This window comes from Microseira wollei NIES-4236, from assembly GCF_020521235.1.
Classification (GTDB): domain Bacteria; phylum Cyanobacteriota; class Cyanobacteriia; order Cyanobacteriales; family Aerosakkonemataceae; genus Microseira; species Microseira wollei.
Map to the genome: position 1 here is coordinate 1 of NZ_BLAY01000616.1, position 337 is coordinate 337.

Genomic DNA, 337 nt, shown 5'->3' on the forward strand with positions numbered 1-337 from the left:
ATTATTCATATCAAGTTCGGTCGATTACCCATAATTGGCAGTCGGGACACGGCACGATTAACGTTATCTGTTTGTCCGAGATATCTCTGATGCCCTGTCCCTACGCAACAACTCTGTGAGGTTTTTTATGATGGGCAATTCAACGAACGTGATGTCATTAGCCATAAAACCAGTAGGGGCACGGCATCAGTCAGGTTGGTTGCCAGCAAAAAATTCCTCCCTTGCCGTGCCCCGACCAATTATTCAGATCCATTCCCGATTCGATATCAAAGTAGGGGCACGGCATCAGTCAGGTTGGTTGCCAGCAATAAATTCCTCCCTTGCCGTGCCCCTACCA

Annotated in this window: 1 protein-coding gene; it reads left to right on the top strand. The window is 48.1% G+C overall.

What is annotated here, in order from left to right; all coding sequences use genetic code 11:
• Window positions 1-127 precede the first annotated feature (127 nt).
• Window positions 128-337 (top strand): hypothetical protein (locus MiSe_RS50035; RefSeq protein WP_226595074.1); only part of this gene is annotated, 210 nt, incomplete at its 3' end.